Raw genomic sequence first — 23,238 nt, forward strand, 5'->3', positions numbered from 1 at the left:
TCTGTACTGCGCTGGGCTACCAGGACTCGAACCTAGAATGACGGTACCAGAAACCGTAGTGTTGCCAATTACACCATAGCCCACTGAAACGCAACCCCTGGGGGTCTTGTTTCTGTCTGCGCTTCCCGGCCGGATCTTTCGGCCCGCTCGGGCGGCGCAGGAAGAACATTACCCGAAGGTGTCCGACGCTCCAAAACGGGTATTGCCCGCGAGCAGCCCGGGCAGCTGGTCCAGCCCCGTGATCCGCGTGAGCTCCGGCCGCCCGCCGAGGCCGCGCCGGTCCAGCCAGACGCCGGTGAGACCGGCGGCCGTCGCACCCGCCGCGTCGATGTCGGGTTCGTCCCCGACGTACAGCACCTCGTGCGTATCGAGCCCCAGCGCCTCGCAGGAGGCCAGGAACGCGCCGGCGGCGGGCTTGGAGACGCCCAGCTCCGCCGCGCAGAGCAGGGACTCGAACCGGTCGCGCACCCCGAGCACCGTGAGCTTCTGGTGCTGGGACTCCAGGGCCGAGTTGGACAGCACGGCGTGCCGGTACGTCCCCGCCAGGGCGTCGAGCGCGGGTACGGCGTCCGGGAAGAGGGCCCATGCGGACTCGTAGTGGGAGACATGGCGATCGAACCAGGCGTCGGCCTCGTCGTCGTCCATCACCCGCCCCAGGAATTCCCTGGCCCGGTCCCGCCGCTGCCCCTGCCAGTCGGTCTCCCCGGCGGAGAACCGCGCCCAGTGCCGCTGCGAGACCCGCTGCCACGCCTCGACGGCCGCTTCGGCCGTGGTGTGCCCCGGGGGCAGCCCCTCCGCCGCGAGATGCCGGGCCATGCCGGTGGCGGCGGCCGTCGTGTGGTCGAAGATCGTGTCGTCGATGTCCCAGAGGACGGCTCTGATGGGCATGCGGCCACGCTATCGCGCTGTTCCCGCGCGGCGGGAGGTCAGAACTGCTGCTGGTCGACGCCGGGCGGCAGCAGGCACGGGGTGTTCACGACGAAGACGAGAAGGTCCTTGCCCACCGACGCCAAGGAGACGGACTGATGATCCTCCGGATGCCGTGCGTCCACGGCGTTCGCCGGCTCCTCGTCCCTGTTGACGGCGAAGCCCTGGATCTCGAAGCCCTTCTTCTTCAGAGCCTCCTTGACGGCGGTCACCGCTGCGGCGTGGCCCGCGCGGGGAAGAGTGCCGTGCACCGAGTAACTCAGGTCGAACCTGCCGTCGTCGGCTGTCTCACCGTTGCGACCGACGCAATCGGTGAAATCCGCGCTCGGGCGGGCCGTTTCGGGGACGAGGCGGGCCCGGGCCGTACCGACCAGGGAATCGGCCCAGTGCTTGGCCCACTTCTCGGCCTTCTCCTTGCTCATGCGGGGAAGCGGATCGTTGGCGCCTTCGTCGGACATGCAGCCTCCCAGAAGCAGAACCAGAGCCAGAGCAGCGGCACTCCGACGACTAGTGGATACGGGCGCGGACAAGCGGCGCGGCATCAGCTCGATCCTCCTCTGAGAGGAGTGAGCCCGCTGATGATGCGGCCCTGGTTCTCCAGGCTCGTGCTGCCGTCGTCCCAGTAGCCGCCGTGGCCGCCCGTGTCCACGTACATGCGCTGTGCCCCGAATCCCGGATCCTTGGGGTCCGCGCCGAGCGTCGTGTCACCGAAGGTGTCGGAGACCCAGTCGTCCTTCGCCGTACCCACGTACAGGTGCTCGGGATCGATGTGGAGCTGGTCGGCACGGTCGGCGGCCATGCCCGGGCTTCCCACGACCACCATGTCGTCGGCGTCGAGCCCGCCTCCGGCGGAATCGGCCGCACCGACGACCGTTGAACCGTAACTGTGGGACAACACCGTGAGGTGGCTGCGCTCCCCCTCGTGCGCGGCTCGCAGACCGTGCGTGAAGTCGCGCAGATCCTCTGCTCCGTCCTGTGCGCGGCCCTGAGTGGCGATGCCGAAGTTCAACTCCAGTTCCTTGACCGAGTCGAAGTTCGCTTCGGGGGCGTTGTAGTCCAGCCAGGAGACGACCGCCACATCCGCCGCCCCGCCGTCGCTCGAGTGTCCGGCGGCCCGCTGGAGCTTCGCGGCACGGTTGATCTGGCCGTTCACGCTGTTCAGTTGGTTGCCCGTGCCCGGTACGTTGACGGCCGTGTGGCGGGCCGTGTCCGGGTTGCCGACGGCGACGATCGCGCGGCCGTCCTTGGACGTGTCGAAGCCCAGCAGATACAGCCGCTTGTGCGCGGGGGCTGTGTCCTCTTGGTCCAGCCGGTCCTTGAGCGCGGCGAGCGAGCGGTAGCTGTCGCGGTCGTGGTACCCGAGATCGCCCTCCCGCAGGGAGTAGTCGTTGAGCGCCATGTCGAGAACCGTCCGGTTCGCCTGGTCCCGGACGGCCGTCGGGAGCCCGTCGATCCTGCCGACCTCGTCGGGGAAGGCGGCCGCGTAGAAGGCCCGCTGCTCGGCGGTGAGACCCGCCCACCAGTCGGCGGCCCGCTGCGGATGCTTCCCGTCCGGGATGTCGTCCCTGCTGAGACCGGCGAATTTCCCGACCCGCTCCGCGTCCTGGGCCGCCTGGGCGCCGCCGTACTGCTTGTCCAGGTCGAACGGGTCGATCTGATGCAGGAGTTCGGCCGCTTCGCTGCTGACTCGCCGGGCTTCCGCCACTGCCGCGTCGATGCGGGCCCTGAAGCCGCCGAGCCCGGCGTTGGCCCGCTGCTGAGCGTCCGCGTAGTCCGGGTCGTTGTGGTACGCCGGATCGACTGCCTGCCTCGGCTCGACCCAGCCGTCCTCGGTGACGGTGTGGCCGGCCGACTCGGCGTCGGACACGGCGTGGCGCAGCTTGCGCTGGGCGGCCTGCATCCGCGTGCTGAGCGTGCTCAGAACGGTACGGATGAGTTGTGCGTTCGTCTGGGCGGTCCGGAACTTGCTCTCGGTGGCTTCGAGGGCGGCGAAGCCGTAGTGGGCCGCGACGCCCGCCCACCCGGCCTTGTGCAGCGGCCCCGAGACGCGCTTGCCGCTGCCGGTCCGGGCGTCGTCCAGGGCCTCGGTCAGCTTCTGCCAGGAGCCGGTGGCGGCCTCCAGGTCCGAGAAGTCCTGGCGCAGGAGTTGCGCGAAGAGCTCCGGCACATCGCTCACCAGCCCTCGAAGCAGTCTCTGACGTCCGTATCGGTGATGCTGTGGCCGTCGGCCAGCAGGCGCAGCCCCTTCGCGTGTTCGGCGAGGTGGTCCTTCAGATCCGTCAGGGCGTCGCCCCAGCCCGTGCCGACGGCAGCGATACGGCCCTGGTCGTCCCAGGCGCGGAACGCGGAAGCCGCTGCGGCGATGTCGTCGATCGCGGTACGCAAAGGACCGTGCAAATCCTACGAGCGTGTCCGCGGCGCCCGCCGAGGCGTACAGCTCGGATGCCGAAATGTTGAGATAGTCGCCCATCTTCTCCCCCCGTCAGCCACACCGGACCCCCTCCGGGTGACACCCGACCGACAGTAGCCGAGGCGTGATTTCCCGCAAGCAAATTCCTGAAAGAGGCCGGATACCGCGCCGAGGCGGCCGGAATCCGGCGGGAGGCCGCGGGAAAAGGGCGGAGGCCGGGCCCCCGTACGGGGTCCGGCCTCCTGCTGTCCGGGGTGGTTACGCCGTCAGCTTGGCCAGCGCCGCGTCGATGCGGGCGATCGTCTTCTCTCTGCCCAGGATCTCCAGGGACTCGAAGAGCGGGAGGCCGATCGTGCGGCCGGTGACGGCCACGCGGACCGGGGCCTGGGCCTTGCCGAGCTTGAGGCCGTGCTGCTCGCCGGCGGAGAGGACGGCGGCCTTGAGGGCCTCGGCGTTCCAGTCGGCGGCGATCAGTTCGGCGCGGGCGGTGACGAGGAGTGCGTCGGAGCCCGCCTTCATCGCCTTGGCCCAGGACGCCTCGTCGTGCACCGGCTCGTCGAGGAACAGGAAGTCCACGTTGGCGGTGATCTCGGAGAGCACCGTGACCCGGGTCTGGGCGTGCGGGGCGATCTCGGCGAAGACCGCCGCGTCGAAGGACTCCGGGGCCCAGGGGGCGAACGGCGCCTGGAGCCACGGGCCGCACGCCTCGGTGAACGTCTTCACGTCGAGGCGGCGGATGTGCTCCGCGTTGACGTGCTCGCACTTCTTGAGGTCGAAGCGGGCCGGGTTGGCGTTGACGTCCTTGATGTCGAAGGCGGCGACCATCTCGTCGATGTCGAAGATGTCGCGGTCCTCGGCGATCGACCAGCCGAGCAGCGAGAGGTAGTTGAGCAGCCCCTCGCGGACGAAGCCGCGCTCGCGGTAGAGGTTGAGCGAGGCCTGCGGGTCGCGCTTGGAGAGCTTCTTGTTGCCCTCGCCCATGACGTACGGAAGGTGCCCGAAGGCGGGGGTGTCCTTGGCGACGCCCAGCTCGATGAGCGCCCGGTACAGGGCGATCTGGCGCGGCGTGGAGGAGAGCAGGTCCTCGCCGCGCAGGACGTGGGTGATCTCCATCAGCGCGTCGTCCACCGGGTTGACCAGCGTGTAGAGCGGGGCGCCGTTGGCGCGGACGATGCCGTAGTCAGGGACGTTCTCCGGCTGCACGGTGATGTCGCCGCGGACCAGGTCGGTGAAGGTGATCGCCTCGTCGGGCATCCGGAAGCGGACGATCGACGTGCGCCCCTCGGCCTCGTAGACGGCCTTCTGCGCGTCGGTCAGCTCGCGGCAGTGGCCGTCGTAGCCGGACGGGCGGCCGGCGGCGCGGGCGGCGTCGCGGCGGGTGTCCAGTTCCTCGGTGGTGCAGTAGCAGTGGTACGCGTAGCCGCCGGCGAGGAGCTTCTCGGCGACGTCCTTGTAGATGTCCATCCGCTGCGACTGGCGGTACGGGGCGTGCGGGCCGCCGGCCTCGGGGCCCTCGTCCCAGTCCAGGCCGAGCCAGCGCATCGCGTCGAGGAGCTGCTCGTACGACTCCTCGGAGTCGCGCGCCGCGTCGGTGTCCTCGATGCGGAAGACCAGGGTGCCCTGGTGGTGCCGGGCGAAGGCCCAGTTGAAGAGGGCCGTCCGGACCAGGCCGACGTGCGGGTTGCCGGTCGGGGAGGGACAGAAACGTACACGTACTGGTGCGTTAGCCACGCTTGATCACCCTGTTGGTGAGAGTGCCGATGCCTTCGATGGTGACGGCGACCTCGTCGCCGACGTGGAGGGGTCCGACCCCCGCGGGAGTGCCGGTGAGGATCACGTCGCCCGGAAGCAGTGTCATGGCTTCCGTGATGTGGACGACCAGGTCCTCGATGGACCGGATCATGTCGCTCGTCCGGCCGAGCTGGCGTTGCTCGCCGTTGACCGTGGCCTGGATGGCGAGGTCGCGGGGGTCGAGGTCGGTCTCCACCCAGGGGCCGAGCGGGCAGGAGGTGTCGAAGCCCTTGGCCCGGGCCCACTGCTTCTCTCGCTTCTGGGCGTCGCGGGCGGTGACGTCGTTGGCGCAGGTGTAGCCGAAGATGACGTCCTTGACCCGATCGCGCGGCACTTCGCGGCACATCCGGCCGATGACCACGGCCAGCTCGGCCTCGTGGTGGACCTCGTCGGAGAAGGAGGGGTACTCGATGGCGTCGCCGGAGCCGATCACCGAGGTGGTGGGCTTGAAGAAGGCGACGGGGACGTCGGGGACCTCGTTGCCGAGTTCGGCGGCGTGCTCCGCGTAGTTGCGGCCGATGGCCACGACCTTGTTGGGGAGCACGGGCGGCAGCAGCCGCACCTTGTTCAGCGGGACCTTGGTCCCGGAGAGTTCGAACTCGGAGTACGGAATGCCCTTGATGATGTCGAGGACGAGACCGTCGGGCCCGTCGCCCTCGACCGCGCCGAAGGCGACATTGCCGTCGATGGAGAACCTGGCGATGCGCACGGGTTGCTGTCGCCCCTCACTGCTTGCTGGGTGCCTGGAAAAGACTGACGCTCCAGGCTAGCGCGCATGAGGGGCGCTCCCGCGCGGGATTACTCCGCGGCGACGGGGGTCGCGGCGGGAGCCTTCATGAGGATCGTGCGGCGCGGGTTGGCGGTCTGCGTGGGCAGCTGGACGGCGTGCTGCCGGAGTTCCGCCGCGCGCAGCGCCTCGGCGTCCTTGAGGTGCGCCAGCGTGGTGCGCCGGGGGTTGGCGATGTTGCGGGACGTCGTCGTGTTCATCTGCCGTACGGGCCCTGTCGTCGGGGCGCCGCCCGTGCGAGGGGGCGCCGGCTGTCGGTTCTGCCATCCCAGTAAAGCGTCAGGCTAAACATGTGATTCCCGTCGGGCGCCCGGAAGAGACGGCGATCTTCATGTGAGTTTGCTCACGACCACCCGGACAATCGACCCAATACGGACGCATGGTCTGGACCTCAGAAACGGACATGTCACCCCTGAACCAGCCATTCCGCTCCTGATCATGGCGACTGGGACACCCACCACCGCGATCGGACTCGCACCGAATCGTCCGTTATGTCACTGAACGCGCCGCACCCCTTGTTACGCAGCCATCACACGGTGTCACGCAGGTCACAGCCCGGTACCTGGCCCTTGTTGGAGATCCGCCACTGTGCTGAAATTCCACGCACCGCCGCGGGTTTCAAGCCGGCGCGCAGGGGGCGCAACGCAGCGCCGAGTGGCGGCGGGAAGGGGAAGAGCGCCGGTCACTCACGACCACCATGGGGCGGGACAACGCCCCGCCACGCCGACACCGTTTCCTCCGTTCACGACGGAGGAGCGCCTGGTCCAGAGGTTGCGACGCTAGTGCAGGGACGTTTCAAGAGGGATGGCAGCGCTGCGGCGGAACAGGAGCCGCGCGGCGGGACCGACCGCGGTGCCTCGCCCCAGCACGCCCAGAACCCCGGGCCGGCCGCGGCCGGTGACCAAGGCGACCGCGAAGGGCGCCCCGGCGCCGCGTCGGCCGGTGGCGAGCCCGAGCAGACCGCCGCGCCCAGGTCGCGCGGCCCCGTCAACACCGGCTCGCGCATGGCGCTCCGCAACTGGCGCATCAGCACGCGCCTGGTGTCCCTGCTCGCCCTCCCCGTGGTCGCGGCGACCACCCTGGGTGGTCTGCGCATCAACGAGTCGATGAACGACATCCAGCAGCTGGAGCACATGCAGCTGCTGACGGAGATGACCAAGCAGGCGACCTCGCTGGCGCAGGCGCTCCAGGAGGAGCGCGACCAGACGGCCGGTCCGCTGTCCAACGGCGTGCCCGCGACCGACTTCAAGGTCACCACGCCCCGCGAGAAGACCGACCGCGCGCAGAAGGCGTTCCTCCGCGGTACCGACGACATCGGCGACACCACCGGCGACGAGACGCTGGAGAGCATCCACGCCAGCGTCCAGCAGATCGCCGCGCAGCTCAGCTCCATCCGCGACATCCGCAAGCAGGCGTACGTCAAGGGCAGCCCCAGTCTCCAGACGGTCGACGCCTACAGCCAGCTGATCACCTCGCTGCTGAGCCTCTCCCAGGACATGGCGCAGGCGACCAGCAGCCCCGAGATGATCAAGCGCACGCGTGCGCTGGCAGCGTTCTCCTCCTCGAAGGAGTACGCCTCGATCCAGCGCGCGATCATCGCCGCCGCGCTCCCGAACAGCGACGACGAGAAGCCGAAGCTGAACCGGAACGACCAGCAGTTCGGCCTGGCCGCGCAGCGCAAGGAGGACGCGGCCCGCAACTCCTTCGAGGCGATCTACACCACCACGGGCAAGAACGTCGGCGAGCTGACCTCGACGCTCGACGACGGGCATCCGGACATCAAGGCCGCGGACACGTACGCGAAGAAGATGCTGGAGAACCCCATCTCCATGAGCACCGAGTCCGCTCGGCGCTCGTACATGAACTGGTACGACCAGGACACCATCAAGATCCAGGCGATGAAGCGGGTCGAGGAGACCCTGCTGAGCGACATGGAGGGCAAGGCGCGCGAGCTGCGCGACCAGTCCCAGCGCGAGGCGATCATCTCCGGTGCGCTGATCCTGCTGGTGCTCGGCGTGTCCCTGGTCGGCGCCTTCGTCGTCGCCCGGTCCATGATCCGCTCGCTGCGCCGGCTCCAGGACACCGCGACGCGCGTCGCCCAGGACCGCCTGCCCGAGCTGGTCAAGCAGCTCTCCGAGTCCGACCCGCAGGACGTCGACACCTCGGTCGAGTCCGTCGGTGTGCACTCCCGCGACGAGATCGGCAAGGTGGCCGCGGCCTTCGACGACGTGCACCGCGAGGCGGTCCGTCTCGCCGCCGAGCAGGCCCTTCTGCGGGGCAACGTCAACGCGATGTTCACCAACCTCTCGCGCCGCTCGCAGGGCCTCATCCAGCGTCAGCTCTCGCTCATTTCCGAGCTGGAGTCGCGCGAGGCCGACCCGGACCAGCTGTCCTCGCTCTTCAAGCTCGACCACCTCGCGACCCGTATGCGCCGGAACGGCGAGAACCTCCTCGTCCTCGCCGGTGAGGAGCCGGGCCGCCGGTGGACCCGCCCCGTCCCGCTCGTCGACGTGCTCCGCGCCGCCGCGTCCGAGGTGGAGCAGTACGAGCGCATCGAACTGGCCGCGGTGCCCGCCACCGAGGTCGCCGGCCGCGTCGTCAACGACCTCGTGCACCTGCTCGCCGAGCTGCTGGAGAACGCCACGTCGTTCTCCTCGCCGCAGACGAAGGTCCGGGTCACCGGTCACGCGCTGCCCGACGGCCGGGTGCTCGTCGAAATCCACGACACCGGCATCGGCCTCTCCCCCGAGGACCTGGCGGCGATCAACGAGCGGCTCGCCTCGCCGCCCACCGTGGACGTCTCGGTCTCCCGCCGCATGGGCCTGTTCGTGGTCGGCCGGCTGTCCCTGCGTCACGGCATCCGCATCCAGCTGCGCCCCTCCGACTCGGGCGGCACGACCGCGCTGGTCATGCTCCCGGTCGACGTCGCGCACGGCGGCAAGCAGCCGGCCCCGAAGCAGGCGCCCGGCCAGCAGTCCCCCGGCGGCCTGCTCTCCGGCAACAGCGGCGCCCCGGCGCAGCGCGGCCAGGTCGGCGCGGGCCCCGGTGCCCCCCAGCGCGGCCAGGTCGGCGCGGGCTCCGGCCCCCGGGCGGCGCTGCCCGCCCGTGACGGCAACCGCCCGCAGAACCCGCAGGGCGGACCCGGCGGGCAGGACTCGGCGTTCCAGAACCCGCAGCGGCCGCAGGACGGCGCCCGTCCGGAGCAGCCGCGTCCCGGCGGCCAGGGCGGCGGCGGTCTCGCCGGTGCCTTCGGCGGTGCCCGGATGGGTGCCCGCGGCGGTCAGGGCGACGGCGGTACGGACGCCGGCCGGCCCAGCCTGTTCGACCAGCGGCGCCCCGAGCAGAACGGCCCCGCCCGGCAGGTCCCGCACCCCCAGCAGGCACGGCTCGACCAAGGCGGCCAGGGCGGTCAGGACGGCCGGGGCGCCTTCGAGGCGCCGCGCGGTCCCGGCCGGGGCGAGCGCCAGTTGCCGCCCGTCGGCGGTCCGCGTGCGGAGCTGCCCGGCGGCACTCCGGCCCCGGGCGCCCCGAACGGCGGTTTCCCCGCCCCGCAGCGTCCGCAGACGACGAGCTGGGGCACCGACGAGCCGTCCGCGCCCCGGCGTACGCCGCTGGACGCGCCGCGCGGTCACGAGGAGTCCGAGACCACCGGCCGCTTCCAGCAGCCCCAGGCCCCGCACTTCCCGGCCGACGACCGTCAGGGTCCGGGTTCCACCGCGGAGTTCGCCCGCCCGGACTTCTCGGCCCCCGCGCCGGGTGCCCAGAACGGACCGCGCAACGCCGGCCCGTACAACAGCGGCCCCCAGAACAACGGACCGCAGAACAACGGCCCCCAGTACAACGGGCCTCAGCACGACGGCTCGTACGGCAACGGCCCGCAGAGCCCGGACGTGACGAGCACCTCGCAGTTCGCCCGGCCCGACTTCGGTGCTCCGCAGCAGCCGGCGCCCCGGCAGCGCGACAACCAGGACTTCGGCGCGCCGCGGCCGCCCATGGCGGGCCAGGCCCCGGAGGCCCCGTACCGCCCGGTCCTGCCGCAGCAGCCGCAGCAGCCCGAGGCGCTGCCGCCGGCCTCCGGGCCCGGCGACGGCCGTACCCCGCTGTACGACACGCTGGAGACCAACTGGTTCCGCGGTCCGCAGCCGGACGCGCCGCAGCAGCAGCCGCCCGCCGCTCCGGCGCCGGACTTCCCGCAGCAGCCCGTGCAGGAGCCGATGGCTCCCGCGCCGCAGCGGAGCCTCGGCGACACCGGTGCGACGAGCGCCTGGCGTGCCTCGCCGAATGACGAGATCGTCCGGCAGGCGGAGCGGGTGAAGAAGCCCGCGGCGGGCGGGATCACCACGTCCGGTCTGCCTCGCCGGGTCCCGCGTGCCAACCTGGTGCCGGGTACCGCCCAGCAGCAGGACAACCAGTCCGGTCCGCAGGTCTCCCGAGCCCCCGACGATGTGCGCGGGCGTCTGACCAACCTCCGCCGCGGCATCCAGCAGGGACGCCAGGCGGGCACCGGTCAGACCGGCAGTTTCCCCCTCGGCCCCACTCACCAGCAGGAGCGTTAGTTGAGCCCGATGAGTCAGGCCGCACAGAATCTGAACTGGCTGATCACCAACTTCGTGGACAACACCCCCGGGGTGTCCCACACGGTGGTGGTTTCGGCGGACGGGCTGCTGCTGGCGATGTCCGAAGGTTTCCCGCGCGACCGCGCCGACCAGCTGGCGGCCGTCGCGTCCGGACTGACGTCGCTGACGGCAGGTGCCTCCCGGATCTTCGAGGGCGGCGCCGTCAGCCAGACCGTGGTGGAGATGGAGCGGGGCTTCCTGTTCCTCATGTCCATCTCGGACGGCTCCTCGCTGGCCGTACTGGCCCACCCGGACGCCGACATCGGTCTGGTCGGCTACGAAATGGCCCTGCTGGTGGACCGGGCGGGCACCGTCCTGACCCCGGACCTCCGTGCCGAGCTGCAGGGCAGCCTGCTTCACTAGGCGGCTCGAACCAGTGACACAGACGATCAACCCAGGAACCGCACCCAACCCTCGCCCGTCCGGCCGCTTACAGCCCCCCACCGGCCCCTTCAGACGGCAAGCCGACACCCTGCTGTCACGCCCGGAGGACTCATGACCCCGCCACCCGCCTCACCCGATCCGTACGGCGCGTCCAGCCACGCGTCGTACGAAGGTGAGGGTGACCAGCCGCTGGTCCGTCCGTATGCCATGACCGGCGGACGCACCCGGCCGCGCTACCAGCTAGCGATAGAAGCACTGGTCAGCACCACGGCCGACCCCGCGCATCTGGGGACCCTGCTCCCCGAGCATCAGCGGATCTGCCACCTGTGCCGCGAGGTCAAGTCGGTGGCCGAGGTCTCGGCCCTGCTGTCGATGCCCCTCGGCGTGGCGCGGATCCTCGTAGCCGACCTGGCGGAAGCCGGCATGGTGGCCATCCACCAGCCGGGCAATGGAGAGGCCGGCGGCGCGCCGGATGTGACACTGCTCGAAAGGGTGCTCAGTGGACTTCGCAAGCTCTAACGGCGGTGCGGCGACCCGGGCCACCACCTCGGCGAAGATCGTCGTGGCCGGTGGGTTCGGCGTGGGTAAGACCACGTTCGTCGGTGCCGTCTCGGAGATCAATCCGCTGCGCACCGAAGCCGTGATGACGTCCGCCTCGGCGGGCATCGACGACCTGACGCACACCGGCGGCAAGACCACCACGACGGTGGCGATGGACTTCGGCCGCATCACGCTCGACCAGGACCTGATCCTGTACCTCTTCGGTACGCCGGGCCAGGACCGCTTCTGGTTCATGTGGGACGACCTGGTGCGCGGCGCGATCGGCGCCGTCGTCCTGGTCGACACCCGCCGTCTCGCGGACTGCTTCCCGGCGGTCGACTACTTCGAGAACAGCGGGCTGCCGTTCGTCATCGCCCTCAACGGCTTCGACGGACACCAGCCGTACACCCCCGACGAGGTGCGCGAAGCGCTCCAGATCGGCCCCGACACCCCGATCATCACCACGGACGCGCGGCACCGCGCGGACGCGAAGAGCGGCCTGATCACGCTGGTCGAGCACGCTCTGATGGCGCGGCTCAAGTAGCCACAAGTCGGAAGTGGCATACGGCAGTTACCGTAGTCACACGGGGGCGGGCTGTGTCCTTTGACACGATCCGCCCCCGTATTCATAACGTTTCGACAGAGAATTGAACCGCGATCGACACCGGATGCGCACGGGCGGTGTCGCTGCGCTCACATGAGCCTCGCCTTTTGGCGGGGCTCGCTCTTTATGCCCGATTTATCTGAGGCGTGAGCCACTCGGAATCACTCATTCCGACTGTTTGGAACGCGGCCTCCTGCCGTGCTGCAATTCGACCAACTCCTGAGTAGGTAGTACGGCCCTGAACTAAACCCGGCACAGCGTAGGTGCCGACGCCGAGAGGTTGTTGGTCGAGTGAGGCGTAACAACGAGGGCTCCACGGCGCAGGCGGAGCGGGGCAACTTCACCCCGCCGTCGCGAGCCGCGGCGCCGTCCGCCGACGTGTCCGAAGGGGTGCCGGCCGGTGGCAGCACCAGCCGGCTGTCCCCGCGCAACTGGCGGGTGCCCACCCGGCTGAACGCGATCCTCCTGATCCCCGTGCTGGTCGGCCTGGTCATGGGCGGCTTCCAGGTGAAGGGGTCGATCGACACCTGGCAGGAGGCCCAGGACGCGGAGAAGACCGCGCTCATCGTGCGCGCGGCCGCCGAGTACGGGCAGGCCCTGCTCAACGAGCGCGACCTCACCGCGCAGCCGCTGCTGTCGAACAAGCGGGACGACGAGGTCGTCACGCAGACCCGGGCCACCACCGACGCGGCCGCCGAGAAGTTCGACCGGGCCGTGCAGGACATGCCGGCCAAGGAGGGCCTCCAGCGCCGCCTCAAGCTGTTCAAGCTGGAGGAGCCCAAGCTTCCGCAGCTGCGCAAGGTGGCCTACACCGCGGCCTTGGACCCGGTGAAGACCGAGGAGGGCTACGTCCAGGTCCAGCACTCCCTGATGGAGTTCTGCAACGAACTGGGCCTCGGCACCGGCAACATCACCAGCTACGGCCGTACCGTCTACGCGATCGAGCTGGCCAAGGCCGCAGAATCGCTTCAGCGCTCGATCGGCATGCACCTCCTGGTCCGTCCCAGCAAGGAGGACGGCAAGTTCAACGACCAGGTCAAGGCCTTCGGCTCGTACAACTACCTGGAGCAGATCGCCCTCGGTGAGTTCACCTCCGGTGGTACGGAGGCCGACGCCGCCCGGCTGAAGAAGGTCATGGGCGCCAAGGCCGCCGAGGGGGCCGCCGAGCTCAAGGCCGCCAAGGAGAAGGCCACCGCGGCCGGTGTGCCCTTCGTGGCGCCGCCCTCCATCGACGGCTCGGTCTACGACGGCATGGCCAAGGAGATCGGTCTCGGCAAGGACCAGGACGAGCTGAAGGCGAAGGGCATCACGCCCGACACCTGGCTGGCCGCCGCGACCGCCAAGTTCGACGGCTACACCACGGTCGAGGACGAGCTCGTCGACAAGGCCGTGACCGAGGCGGCGGAGATCTCCTCCGACGCCCGCACCGACGCCATCGTCAACGCCACGATCGTGATCGTCGCCCTGCTCGCCGCGTTCATCCTGGCCGGGCTCATGGCCCGCCAGATGAGCCGCTCGATGCGCCGGCTGCGTACCGCAGCCTTCGGGATCGCCGAGCAGCGGCTGCCCTCGCTGGTCGACCAGCTCTCGCGCACCGACCCGGGCCGGGTCGACACCCGCGTGCAGCCGATCCCGATCACCTCGCAGGACGAGATCGGCGAGGTCGCCCGCGCCTTCGACCAGGTGCACCAGGAAGCGGTCCGGCTCGCGGCCGAGCAGGCCATGCTCCGGGGCAACGTCAACGCGATCTTCACCAACCTCTCGCGCCGCAACCAGTCGCTCATCGAGGGCCAGCTGACCCTGATCACCGACCTGGAGAACAACGAGGCCGACCCGGACCAGCTGGAGAGCCTGTTCCGGCTCGACCACCTGGCGACCCGTATGCGCCGCAACGGCGAGAACCTCCTCGTCCTCGCCGGCGAGGAGCCCGGCCGCCGCTGGAACCAGCCGGTGCCGCTGGTGGACGTGTTGCGCGCCGCCTCGTCCGAGGTGGAGTCCTACGAGCGCATCGAGCTCTCCGGCGTCCCGGAGACCGAGATCCACGGCCAGTCCGTCACCGACCTCGTGCACCTGCTGGCCGAGCTGCTGGAGAACGCCACGACGTTCTCCTCGCCGCAGACCAAGGTGCGGGTCACCGCGACCCGGCTGCCCGACGGCCGCGTGATGATCGAGATCCACGACAAGGGCATCGGCCTCACCGCCGAGGACTTCGCCGACATCAACCACAAGCTCGCCAACCCGCCGACGGTGGACGCCGCGGTCTCGCAGCGCATGGGCCTGTTCGTGGTCGGCCGGCTCGCCGACCGGCACGACATCCGGGTCCAGCTGCGCCCCTCGGGCGAGCAGGCCGGCACGACCTCGCTGGTCATGCTGCCGGACGCGATCACCCACGGTGGCGGCGGCGAGGCCCCGGACCAGGACGACTTCACCGTCTCCTCGATCATCCCGCAGCAGCAGGCGTTCGACGCGCTGCCGCAGCAGCAGCCGCAGTTGCGTACGGCGGCCGAACTCGGCTTCGACGACTCGCGTTACGAGGAGGCGTCCGCGGACGCCGCCCAGCTCGACCCGGTGGGCCGCTCGCTGATGCGCGAGGAGCGCCGCGCGGCGCTGGAGGCCCAGGCCGTCGGCGGCGAGCGCCAGGCGTTCCCGGAGCAGGCGCAGCAGGGACAGCCGGAACAGGCCTACGCCGAGGGCGCGTACGGGCAGGACGCCTACGCCGGCAACGGCGAGGGCGCCTACCCCGCGAACGGCCAGGACCCGTACGCCGGGAACGGCCAGGCCCCCTACGCCGCGAACCAGTACGAGGGCGGCTACGACCCGTACGCCGGTGCCGCCGGGTATGAGGGTCAGCCCGCCTACGACGGTGCCCAGAACGGCTATGCGGAGTCTGCGTACGCGGCTCCGGAGGCTCCCCAGCAGGGCTATGACGAGCAGTACGGCGTCCAGCCCCAGCAGGCGGAGTGGACAGCTCAGAATGCGTACCAGGGCGGCTTCGAGCCGGTCGCGCAGGCAGAAGCGGAATCTGTGGCGAGCGCTCCCGCCGAGCCGCAGGAGCGCGTAGGCTTCGACCGTTCGGGCCCCGTCCCGAACGCCGGCCACGAACTGACCGAAGCCGGTCTGCCGCGCCGGGGCGGCCAGCAGCACTGGCAGCCCACGGGCCGCGGGAACGGCCGGCCCGACGAAGCGCAGGAGCGTCCGCAGCAGCACGAACTGCCGCAGCGGCCTTCACCGGCGCGACAGGAGCCCGACGGAGACGCCGGGAACGACGGACCCGAGGACTGGCGCTCGTCCAACGACGAGCGCTGGGAGCGGGCCGAGAAGCTCCGGGAGCCGAAGGCGGGCGGGATAACCCCCTCCGGCCTTCCCCGGCGGGTGCCCAAGGCCAACCTGGTCGAGGGCACCGCCGAACAGACCCAGCAGGGCGGCCCCCAGGTCTCCCGCGCCCCGGAGGACGTGCGTGGCAGGCTGAGCAACCTGCGGCGCGGTGTCCTCAGGGGACGCAACGCGGGTTCGGACACAAGTAATACCTACAACCAGGAGCGTTAGTGTGAGCCCGATGAGCCAGGCGGCGCAGAATCTGAACTGGTTGATCACCAACTTCGTGGACAACACCCCCGGGGTGTCCCACACGGTGGTGGTCTCCGCCGACGGACTCCTGCTGGCGATGTCCGAGGGATTCCCCCGGGACCGTGCCGACCAGCTGGCGGCGGTCGCCTCCGGGCTGACCTCGCTGACGGCCGGCGCCTCGCGGATCTTCGAGGGGGGTGCGGTGAATCAGACGGTTGTGGAGATGGAGCGTGGATTCCTCTTCATCATGTCCGTCTCCGATGGATCCTCCTTGGCCGTTCTCGCACACCCGGACGCCGACATCGGCCTGGTCGGGTACGAAATGGCCCTTCTGGTGGACCGCGCGGGCAGCGTGCTGACGCCGGACCTCCGTGCCGAGCTCCAGGGAAGTCTTCTTAACTAGTCTTATCCAGTAACCAGACAGTGCGTTTCGCGTCACCGCGCCATAGGGTGCGGTGGCGCGGTCCCACTGGAACCGGGACCGGCAGGCGGAGGAGGAATCGTGGGTACACCCCCAGGCGGGCACCGGTACGACGGTGACCGGCACGTACCGGGTGAGCACGGGGACGAACGTTTCAACTTCCCCTCCACACCCGGGAGACAGGGCGCGCAGCAGCCCCAGCAGCCCTACCGGCCGTACGCGCAGCCGCAGTACGGCGGGGCGGTTCACGACGACTGGCCGCAGCAGGAGCCCCAGCAGCCCTCGCAGCAGCCGCCCCATCACCCGCGTCGCCCGCACCGCTTCGACGCGCCGCAGCAGCAGCCGCGCATCCAGCCGGTGCAGCCGCGGCGGGCTCCCGAGCCGGCGGCTCCGGCCGCGCACAATCCGCTGGTCCGTCCGTACGCCATGACAGGTGGCCGGACCCGACCGCGCTACCAACTCGCCATTGAGGCGTTGGTCAGTACGACGGCCGATCCGTCCCGGCTGCAAGGGCAGTTGCCCGAGCACCAGCGGATCTGCCGGCTGTGCTTCGAGATCAAGTCGGTGGCCGAGATCTCGGCCCTCCTCTCGATCCCCCTCGGCGTGGCCCGGATCCTCGTAGCCGACCTGGCAGAGGCGGGACTCGTCGCTATCCACCAGCCCGGCGGCGACGAGTCCGCCGGCGGCCAGCCAGATGTGACACTGCTCGAAAGGGTGCTCAGTGGACTTCGCAAGCTCTAGCGGCGGAGCGGCCCGCTCCACTACCTCGGCGAAGATCGTGGTGGCAGGGGGCTTCGGCGTGGGTAAGACCACGTTTGTCGGTGCCGTCTCGGAGATCAATCCGCTGCGCACCGAAGCCGTGATGACGTCCGCCTCGGCGGGCATCGACGACCTGACGCACACGGGGGACAAGACCACCACGACGGTGGCGATGGACTTCGGCCGCATCACGCTCGACCAGGACCTGATCCTGTACCTCTTCGGTACGCCGGGCCAGGACCGCTTCTGGTTCATGTGGGACGACCTGGTGCGCGGCGCGATCGGCGCCGTCGTCCTGGTCGACACCCGCCGTCTCGCGGACTGCTTCCCGGCGGTCGACTACTTCGAGAACAGCGGGCTGCCGTTCGTCATCGCCCTCAACGGCTTCGACGGACACCAGCCGTACACCCCCGACGAGGTGCGCGAAGCGCTCCAGATCGGGCCGGACACGCCGATTCTGACGACGGACGCGCGGCACCGGGCGGATGCGAAGAGTGCGTTGATCACGCTTGTGGAGCATGCGCTCATGGCGCGCCTGCGGTAGGTGTTCCCGGTACGCACGAGGGCCCCGCACTCCTGGGAGTGCGGGGCCCTCGTGCGTGTGCCGCTCGGCCTGGCGGCCTTGCTTGTCCTCAATCGCCGGACGGGCTTGATTTTGCCCGCGCGGCCTTGGATTGCGTGTGCGGGCCCGGGGTGCGCTTGATTGGCGCGCGCGGACGCCAAGAGGCCCGCGCGGGCCCGGGTGGGGCTGCGCGGGCCTCTTTCGGTGTGTGTCAGCCCTGCCAGCTGTGCGGGGCCCGGAAGCCGGGGGTGCGCTCCAGGCGGCGCCAGGCGGCCGTGTTGCGGACCCTGGTGGGGGCGGTGGTGGGCTGGGCGGCGGCGCGGGCGAGGAGGACTGCGGTGATGGCGGCCAGCTCCTCGGGGTCGGCGAGGCCCTTCTCGACGCGCAGCACGGACTCGGCGGTGGCAGTGGTCATGAGTGGTGTCTCCGTCTTCTACTGCGGGGGGTTGCCGTGCTTGCGGGCCGGCAGGTCGGCGTGCTTGGAGCGGAGCATCGCGAGCGAGGCGATCAGGACCTCGCGCGTCTCGGCCGGGTCGATGACGTCGTCGACCAGGCCGCGCTCCGCGGCGTAGTAGGGGTGCATCAGCTCGGTCTTGTACTCCTTGACCATGCGGGTCCGCATGGCCTCGGGGTCCTCGGCCTCCGCGATCTGCCGGCGGAAGATGACGTTGGCGGCACCTTCGGCGCCCATCACGGCGATCTCGTTGGTGGGCCAGGCGTAGGTGAGGTCCGCACCGATGGACTGGCTGTCCATGACGATGTAGGCGCCGCCGTAGGCCTTGCGCAGGATCAGCGAGATCCTCGGCACCGTCGCGTTGCAGTACGCGTAGAGCAGCTTCGCGCCGTGCCGGATGATCCCACCGTGCTCCTGATCCACGCCGGGCAGGAAGCCGGGTACGTCCAGAAGAGTGATGATGGGGATGTTGAAGGCGTCACACATCTGGACGAATCGCGCGGCCTTCTCGGACGCCTCGATGTCCAGCACACCGGCCAGGGCCTGCGGCTGGTTGGCCACGATGCCGACGACCTGGCCGTCCATCCGGGCCAGCGCGCAGATGATGTTGCGGGCCCAGCGCTCGTGGACCTCCAGGTAGTCGCCGTCGTCGACGAGCTCCTCGATGACCTTGTGCATGTCGTACGGGCGGTTGCCGTCGGCGGGCACCAGGTCCAGCAGGGCATCGCCGCGCCGGTCGGCCGGGTCGTCGCTCTCCGCGGTGGGCGGGTTCTCCCGGTTGTTGGAGGGGAGCATCCCGATGAGGTAGCGGACCTCGGCGATGCAGGTCTCCTCGTCGTCGTACGCGAAGTGCGCGACGCCCGAGGTCTCGGCGTGCACGTCGGCGCCGCCGAGGCCGTTCTGCGTGATCTCCTCGCCCGTGACCGCCTTGACGACGTCGGGGCCGGTGATGAACATCTGCGAGGTCTCACGGACCATGAAGACGAAGTCGGTGAGGGCGGGGCTGTAGGCCGCGCCGCCCGCGCACGGGCCGAGCATCACGCTGATCTGCGGGATGACACCGGAGGCACGGGTGTTGCGCTGGAAGATCCCGCCGTAGCCGGCGAGCGCCGAGACGCCCTCCTGGATACGGGCGCCCGCGCCGTCGTTGAGGGAGACCAGCGGGGCACCGGCCGAGATGGCCATGTCCATGATCTTGTGGATCTTCGTGGCGTGGGCCTCGCCCAGCGCCCCGCCGAAGATCCGGAAGTCGTGCGCGTACACGAAGACCGTCCGGCCCTCGACCGTCCCCCAGCCGGTGACGACTCCGTCGGTGTACGGCTTCTTCGCCTCCAGGCCGAAACCCGTCGCCCGGTGGCGGCGCAGCTGCTCGACCTCGTGGAAGGAGCCCGGGTCCAGGAGCAGCTCGATGCGCTCGTGCGCGGTCAGCTTGCCCTTGGCGTGCTGTGCCTCGGTCGCCCGGTCACTGGGGCCACGGCGGGCCTGCTCGCGCAGTGCCAGCAGTTCGGCCACGCGGCCGCGGGTGTCGCTCGGCTCGCCCTGGGTTTCGTCCACAACGGTCATGTATCGACCCTACGAACCCCGCCAAGAAAACCCTGCCGTCGACTCCGTACAGTCTCCTGCCCGGATTACTGGTGGAGCCTGACAGAAGCCCGGGCCCATGCAGGCGAAGTACCAGCCGGTACCGGGTTCCCCTTGTGGGGGTTCCACAAAGGGTTCACTGTGTCCTGCCGCACACCCCGGTGAGCCGGGGGACGCGGGCGAGCTGGGCGTCCTGCACCTTCTGGATGTCCTTCAGGCGCGGGAGCACCGGCTCGTCCGGGTGCGCCACGGTCAGCAGCACCGCCTCGTAGAACGCGTCCCGCACCGCCGCCGGCATGACGTCCGAGGCGTCCAGGCACAACGGCACCCGCTGGTCCGTGAGCCGGCGCCCGACCTCGCGCTCCACCTCGCCCTTCCGGGCCGGGACCGCGGCATTGGCCGAAAACACCCCGCCCTCGCGGCCCCATTCCTCCTGGGCCTTCTCGGAGGTGAGGCGCCGGATCATCGTCCGGGCCTGCTCGCCGTCCCCGAACAGCGCGGCGAAGTCCGCCGACACCTCGTGGGCCTTCACGGTATAGGAGCCGCCGGGCAGCAGCCGCGCCGAGTCCACGAAGGCGGCCCCGGCCCTGCGGTCTCCGTAGAACGAGCGGGCGAAGGAGCCCTGGTGTTCCAGGGAGCAGCCCCCGCCGCCGTCGAAGAGCAGCCCGTGTCCGCCGGCCGGGCCTCGGTGGTCCCTGGTCAGGATCGCCTGGCGCTCGTCGCGCGAGCCCTGGGCGAGCAGGTGCGCCCAGGTGGTCCAGGCGGTGACGACGTGCGGGGCGGTCCAGGGCAGGTCGCCGGTGGCCCAGCGCGCGTACAGCACCGGGCCCGCCTGCTGGAGGAGGAGGTCCTCGATCCAGTCGCTGCCGGGCCAGCCGGAGGAGCCGTCGTCGCCCATGGCGGCGCACCAGGCGGCCGGCGGGGCCGGGGCGGACGGAGGGGTCTCGCCCTTGCGGTACCAGACGATGGACTTGAGGTCGACCTTGAGCGGCACCCACAGGTCCTTCTCTATGCCCTCGGCCTCCGGCAGCCACGGGTTGCCGTACTCCCCGGGCTCGTAGAGGTCCGTGAGGGGCTTGAGCCGGTTGTCGGCGGCGTACTCGACGAGTTCGCCGACGCCGGGCAGGATCGCGATGTCCGGCGGGTTGCCGGCCTGCACCTCGGCGAGCAGGACCTCGCGGGTGGCCGCGGTGCCCTGGTAGGTGTACGGGATGCCGAAGCCGTCCAGGACCTCTTTGAACTGCCGTTCCTGCTCGTCGGTCCAGGGGCCGAGGATCGTCACCCTCGGTTCGACGTCGCTGCCGCCGGGGGCCGCGAGGCCGCATCCCGCGGCGGTCAGGAGCAGGGCGAGGACGAGCAGGAGCGCCCGGGACGGCCGTCTCATCCGGCCCTCCAGTAGTAGTCGGCGTTGAGCCTGCGACTGAGCCCGGCGGCCGGCAGCAGGAGGACCAGCGCGCCCGCGCCGAGCGCGCCGTAGTAGGTCCAGCTCTGCCAGCTCCGGGCGGCCAGTCCGCCGTGCAGCTCGGTGGAGGCGCGGGTGACGTACTGCTGGGCGTCGGCGAGCCGGTCCGGTTCGCGGGCCGTGTCCCCGGCCCGTACGAGGGGGTCGCGCGCGGTGTCCTCGATCCTGACCAGCTGCCGCCGCGCCGCGTCCAGCCGTTCCTGCGTGGCGGCGGTCGCCCACAGCGGTACGACGGCGAGGGCGACGGCCACCAGGAGCGTCGGCAGCAGCCAGGGGTCCAGGCTGCGCCCGCAGCGGCGGCGCAGCAGCCGCAGCGCGCTGAGCGTGGTCAGGGTGAGGACGAGGAGGCCCAGTTCGGCGACGGCCCAGCCGGTGACCTGGAGCGGGCCGAGGGTGCTGGTCCGGGTCATCCGGTCCATCTGGTGCTCCTGGAGGACGTCGAGGCGGGGCACGACCCCGGTGCCCGGGCGGTTCAGCTGGCGCTCGGCCTCGCTCATCTTCTGCCGCTGCATCAGCTCGTCGTCCACGTACTTCACGGTCCCGGGCGTGATGGAGCCGCTGTACGAGGTCAGCACCCCGGTGACGGTCTCCAGGACGCCCCGGCCGCGTTCGCCGTCGGTCTGGACGTCGGAGAGCCGGGACAGGCCCTGGCCGGCGGCGGAGAGCTGGGCCTCGTAGCGGGCGCCGGCCCCGACGACCTCGTCGATGCCGAAGCGCACGGAGACCTCGGCCTCCTGGTGCGCGCGGAGCAGGGCGAGCTGGGTCGCGGAGACGCCCTGGACGGCGGGGGCGGCGTGGGCGCGCATCTCGCCGGCCGCGTTCTGGACCTCGCGGTACGAGACGAGCAGCGCGGTCATCGAGACGAGCGCCGCCAACACGACGACCACCAGGTGGAGTTCGAGCAGCCGTCTGGTGCGGGAGCCGGTCGGGCGGCGGGCGCGGAAGGCGCGCGTCCAGTGGCTGGGCCGGGGCCTCACAGGCGCCTCCCGCAGGCGATGCAGTACCGGGCGCCCGGCCCGGCGGTGTGACGGCAGCCGGGGCACTTGCCGGGCGTCCCCTCGGCGTGCGCGGGCAGATCGAGCAGGGGGCCGGAGGCGACCTGGAGCCGCCCCTCGCGCACGGTCCCCCTGTCGACCGTGGGGCCGACGCGGACCAGGCCCCGCGCCCCGTCCACGATGTCGGCCACGGTGCGGACCTTGGTCAGGACCCAGTCGGCGCCGATCTCGTGGGCCAGCCGGACCGCGAGCCCGAACTGCCGCTCGGCCTCCTCGCGGCTCATCGGGTCCAGCGCCGCGTAGCCCCGTTCGAGCGCGGTCCGCATCCGGGTCGCGGCGTTCATCGCGTCGACCGTGCCTCCCCCGCCGGGGCCCGCGCCCACGGCGACGCCGGGCGGCAGCCAGCGGACCACGAGCGGGGCGGTGGCCTCGCCGACGGACACCGTGGCGAGCTGGAGCAGCACCCCGAGCGGGTCGGCGCCGGCGTCCGCCCGTACGGCGAGCAGGTAGTCCCGGGTGCCCGGCTCCCACTGGTGGGTGGCGAAGTCGTACCGGTGCGGGTGCTCGGGCACGGTCGCCGGCACGAGGGCGTGCTGCCGGGGCTGCCGCTCGCTGAGCGCGACCTCGGTGACCGCGGGGCGGCCGGTGACGGTGACGGTCAGTTCGGGGCTCCGGACCCGGCGCAGCCGCCGCAGCGCCCCGGTGACGGCGGGGGCGAACCGGTCGGGCGCGGTGTCGGCGGTGCCGTGCAGTCCCTCGGTGAGGGCGAGCAGCGGTGCCGGGTCCCAGTCCACGCCGAGCGCGAGCACGTCCGCGCTGAACTCCCCCCGGCATGCGGCGATCCCGGCCCCGAGGTCCGCCTCGCCCGCCGGGTCGTGCCCGGCGCCGTCGGTGACGAGGATCAGGTGCCGTACGGGCAGGGGGCGTTGTCCGAAGAGCGTCCGGGCGGCGGTGAGCCAGGCACCGTACCCGGGCGGCGGCCGGTCGTCCGGGGTCGGCGCGACGCGCCCGACGCTGAACGCGGCGCGCCGCTTCTCGTCGGTGTCCGCGAGCGCCCAGGGCCCGCGCAGCGGGTAGCACCGACGGGGCCCGTCGTCCCCGGCGCCGCCGAGCACCGCGAACGACAGCCCGTCGGGCAGTGCGCGCAGGGCCGCGGCGAGCGCGGCGGCGGCTTCGCGGCGGCGCGCCGGGGCGACGTCCAGCGCGAGGACGACGGCGAGTTCGGTGGCGGGCCGCTGGTCGCGGCGCCCGGTGCCGGTGGCCTCGACGCGCACATGGGCGTCGATCCGGGTGTCGTGGTGCGGCTGCTGGTCGCGCCGGACGTCGACGGACACGGCGAAGCTGAGCCCGGTCGGCGACGGGTCGGAAGCGGCCATGT

General features: G+C 71.1%; 20 protein-coding genes and 1 tRNA gene. 8 read left to right on the forward strand and 13 right to left on the reverse strand.

Features of this window, described 5'->3' with window-relative positions; translation table 11 throughout:
- Positions 1 to 11: 11 nt before the first annotated feature.
- The 8 genes from BLW14_RS08350 to BLW14_RS08385 form a co-directional block, all read right to left on the reverse strand.
- Positions 12 to 83 (reverse strand) — tRNA-Gln (locus BLW14_RS08350).
- An 85-nt stretch (positions 84 to 168) separates the two neighbouring features.
- Complete coding sequence (locus BLW14_RS08355; RefSeq protein WP_093705834.1) at positions 169 to 888, reverse strand: HAD family hydrolase; 720 nt, start codon at positions 886 to 888, stop codon at positions 169 to 171.
- A gap of 38 nt (positions 889 to 926) precedes the next feature.
- Complete coding sequence (locus tag BLW14_RS08360; protein WP_093705836.1) at positions 927 to 1,385, reverse strand: hypothetical protein; 459 nt, start codon at positions 1,383 to 1,385, stop codon at positions 927 to 929.
- Between the two features lie 83 nt (positions 1,386 to 1,468).
- Complete coding sequence (locus BLW14_RS08365) at positions 1,469 to 3,103, reverse strand: alpha/beta hydrolase (RefSeq protein WP_093705838.1); 1,635 nt, start codon at positions 3,101 to 3,103, stop codon at positions 1,469 to 1,471.
- Positions 3,100 to 3,312 carry a hypothetical protein gene (locus tag BLW14_RS08370; RefSeq protein ID WP_256332712.1) on the reverse strand — a complete coding sequence of 71 codons (213 nt, stop codon included), beginning with the start codon at positions 3,310 to 3,312 and terminating at the stop codon, positions 3,100 to 3,102. The genes BLW14_RS08365 and BLW14_RS08370 overlap by 4 nt, the downstream gene beginning before the upstream one ends.
- A 283-nt stretch (positions 3,313 to 3,595) precedes the next feature.
- A complete protein-coding gene (gene gltX, locus BLW14_RS08375) occupies positions 3,596 to 5,068 on the reverse strand; it encodes a glutamate--tRNA ligase (protein ID WP_093705840.1) in 1,473 nt (490 codons plus the stop codon).
- Entirely contained in the window at positions 5,061 to 5,837 is a 777-nt protein-coding gene (locus tag BLW14_RS08380) for a fumarylacetoacetate hydrolase family protein (RefSeq protein ID WP_093705842.1), read from the reverse strand. The genes gltX and BLW14_RS08380 overlap by 8 nt, the downstream gene beginning before the upstream one ends.
- 89 nt (positions 5,838 to 5,926) lie before the next feature.
- On the reverse strand, positions 5,927 to 6,115 hold the full coding sequence (locus tag BLW14_RS08385; protein ID WP_093705844.1) for a hypothetical protein: 189 nt from the start codon (positions 6,113 to 6,115) through the stop codon (positions 5,927 to 5,929).
- A 582-nt stretch (positions 6,116 to 6,697) separates the two neighbouring features.
- Here BLW14_RS08385 and BLW14_RS08390 point away from each other — a divergent pair.
- From BLW14_RS08390 to BLW14_RS08425, 8 genes are all read left to right on the forward strand, one after another.
- Complete coding sequence (locus BLW14_RS08390) at positions 6,698 to 10,471, forward strand: sensor histidine kinase (RefSeq protein ID WP_093705846.1); 3,774 nt, start codon at positions 6,698 to 6,700, stop codon at positions 10,469 to 10,471.
- Between the two features lie 9 nt (positions 10,472 to 10,480).
- On the forward strand, positions 10,481 to 10,894 hold the full coding sequence (locus BLW14_RS08395) for a roadblock/LC7 domain-containing protein (protein WP_006127850.1): 414 nt from the start codon (positions 10,481 to 10,483) through the stop codon (positions 10,892 to 10,894).
- A 132-nt stretch (positions 10,895 to 11,026) separates the two neighbouring features.
- Positions 11,027 to 11,434, forward strand: a complete 408-nt coding sequence (locus tag BLW14_RS08400) for a DUF742 domain-containing protein (protein ID WP_018521347.1) — start codon at positions 11,027 to 11,029, stop codon at positions 11,432 to 11,434.
- Positions 11,415 to 11,999, forward strand: a complete 585-nt coding sequence (locus BLW14_RS08405; protein ID WP_028444348.1) for a GTP-binding protein — start codon at positions 11,415 to 11,417, stop codon at positions 11,997 to 11,999. Before BLW14_RS08400 ends, BLW14_RS08405 begins: the two co-directional genes overlap by 20 nt.
- Before the next feature lie 351 nt (positions 12,000 to 12,350).
- A complete protein-coding gene (locus BLW14_RS08410) occupies positions 12,351 to 15,605 on the forward strand; it encodes a sensor histidine kinase (protein ID WP_093705848.1) in 3,255 nt (1,084 codons plus the stop codon).
- 10 nt (positions 15,606 to 15,615) lie between these two features.
- Entirely contained in the window at positions 15,616 to 16,029 is a 414-nt protein-coding gene (locus BLW14_RS08415; RefSeq protein ID WP_018551717.1) for a roadblock/LC7 domain-containing protein, read from the forward strand.
- A gap of 99 nt (positions 16,030 to 16,128) precedes the next feature.
- The gene (locus BLW14_RS08420; protein ID WP_093705850.1) at positions 16,129 to 16,788 is read left to right on the forward strand and encodes a DUF742 domain-containing protein; all 660 of its coding nucleotides are present in this window, start codon (positions 16,129 to 16,131) and stop codon (positions 16,786 to 16,788) included.
- Positions 16,769 to 17,350, forward strand: coding sequence for a GTP-binding protein (locus tag BLW14_RS08425; RefSeq protein ID WP_014048542.1), 582 nt, complete (start codon positions 16,769 to 16,771; stop codon positions 17,348 to 17,350). The genes BLW14_RS08420 and BLW14_RS08425 overlap by 20 nt, the downstream gene beginning before the upstream one ends.
- A 229-nt stretch (positions 17,351 to 17,579) precedes the next feature.
- Here the strand turns inward: BLW14_RS08425 and BLW14_RS08430 are convergent, their stop codons facing one another.
- From BLW14_RS08430 to BLW14_RS08450, 5 genes are all read right to left on the reverse strand, one after another.
- The gene (locus tag BLW14_RS08430) at positions 17,580 to 17,783 is read right to left on the reverse strand and encodes an acyl-CoA carboxylase subunit epsilon (protein WP_018521342.1); all 204 of its coding nucleotides are present in this window, start codon (positions 17,781 to 17,783) and stop codon (positions 17,580 to 17,582) included.
- Between the two features lie 18 nt (positions 17,784 to 17,801).
- The gene (locus tag BLW14_RS08435) at positions 17,802 to 19,385 is read right to left on the reverse strand and encodes an acyl-CoA carboxylase subunit beta (RefSeq protein ID WP_093705852.1); all 1,584 of its coding nucleotides are present in this window, start codon (positions 19,383 to 19,385) and stop codon (positions 17,802 to 17,804) included.
- Between the two features lie 154 nt (positions 19,386 to 19,539).
- Complete coding sequence (locus BLW14_RS08440; RefSeq protein ID WP_093705854.1) at positions 19,540 to 20,787, reverse strand: hypothetical protein; 1,248 nt, start codon at positions 20,785 to 20,787, stop codon at positions 19,540 to 19,542.
- A complete protein-coding gene (locus BLW14_RS08445) occupies positions 20,784 to 21,842 on the reverse strand; it encodes a hypothetical protein (protein WP_093705856.1) in 1,059 nt (352 codons plus the stop codon). Before BLW14_RS08445 ends, BLW14_RS08440 begins: the two co-directional genes overlap by 4 nt.
- Positions 21,839 to 23,236, reverse strand: a complete 1,398-nt coding sequence (locus tag BLW14_RS08450) for a vWA domain-containing protein (protein ID WP_093705858.1) — start codon at positions 23,234 to 23,236, stop codon at positions 21,839 to 21,841. Before BLW14_RS08450 ends, BLW14_RS08445 begins: the two co-directional genes overlap by 4 nt.
- Between the last annotated feature and the right edge of the window lie 2 nt (positions 23,237 to 23,238).

This window comes from Streptomyces sp. 2131.1, assembly GCF_900105515.1.
In the GTDB taxonomy this organism is placed as follows: domain Bacteria; phylum Actinomycetota; class Actinomycetes; order Streptomycetales; family Streptomycetaceae; genus Streptomyces; species Streptomyces drozdowiczii.